This is a genomic window from Ruegeria sp. AP12 (assembly GCF_056540025.1).
The window spans coordinates 1-1246 of sequence record NZ_JBQFVZ010000065.1; the positions used below are offsets into that span (position 1 = coordinate 1).

1 protein-coding gene is annotated in these 1246 nt (G+C 54.3%); it reads right to left on the reverse strand.

Annotated elements, in window-relative coordinates:
- Window positions 1-240 precede the first annotated feature (240 nt).
- The coding region (locus ACR0E6_RS21220) for a copper amine oxidase (RefSeq protein WP_480587027.1) at window positions 241-1246 on the reverse strand (1006 nt) is incomplete at its 5' end.

Here is a 1246-nt window from a genome sequence, read left to right on the forward strand (position 1 = left end):
CCCCGAACTCGTGCCCGAAATGCGCCACATCTATCAAGAGCTATACGATGATAGCGTTTTGGTACGGATCAACGCCAACAGCATCATCCTTCCCCCGCCTCTAATCATATACCGATCGAGTAGGCTGATCAGATCCTGAATGGTCTGCATTCGATGCAGCAAAACTAACAGAAAACAAGAAGACACAAAATGAATGGGCGGCCTATTGCAGGCCGCGCTTTTAGTTTCATTTGCCATCAATCACTCGCGGATCGTCAACGCCGGGTTATGTGCAAAAAAGTTGAACGGCATGATGTGAACCGTCTTCCATTCGGTCGACATCACAGGCCAGTCTTCCATACGCGGGATGTGGTGGAACCCTGCGGTGAACCAGGACACAATATCCTGACCCTTTAGCGGCTTGTCCTCCTTGACCCATTCCGCCAGCGTGTCGGAACCGTCGCTTTGCATCGCGTATTTACCACCTGCATAGCGCTGCTCTTGGTCATAAACAGTCGTCCATGAGGAATACTCAATATAGGCGTTGCGCTTGAACGGCGGGTCGCTTTCAAAGTCGAACGGACCGTATGCGATCGAGCCGTGGTGGATCATCCAGCCCGGAATGTGGCCCAGATACCCTTCCGATTGCGGGTTCGAGATATGGACGTGACGCGGTTTGGAGGCGCTGAAGCGATAGCGCGCGTCCAGCTCACTGTCCGGCATCACATGCTGCCAGGTCCACATCGACTTGCGCGGGCTGTCCGCAGGCACTTCGGCCGGAACGATTTCCATCAGACCCATGTGGTTGACCGGCTGGTCGATGTCAAAGTCGATCCGGAAGTTGAAGTAATGATCGTGGTTGGCCGCAACCAGATGCGGTGCAATCAACGTGCCATACTTGGTGTCTTCCGCAGCGGTTTCATCATTCATCGAGGTCGAAACCACGCCTTTGACCGCGTCCAGACCGGTTGCGCCGATCTTGATGAACATCTGACCGTCCTGCTTGAAGCGGTAGTCGATCAGATAGTCATAGTTACCGACCTCTGACGCAGTGCGCACTACCAATTCGGTTTCCGAGCGGCCCTCTGCAGGTACAAAGTTGTCCGGCGTCTGAGCAAAGATCTCAAAGTGGCGCCAAGCAGGGTCACCAATGTTGCGCTCGAAGATGCAGATCGCATCCGGGATTTCCAGCGGCATACCTGCGTCATCCGCGATTACAGCAGGCAAGAAAGTTGCATATTCAGGGCAATCCACACCCGCACGCAAC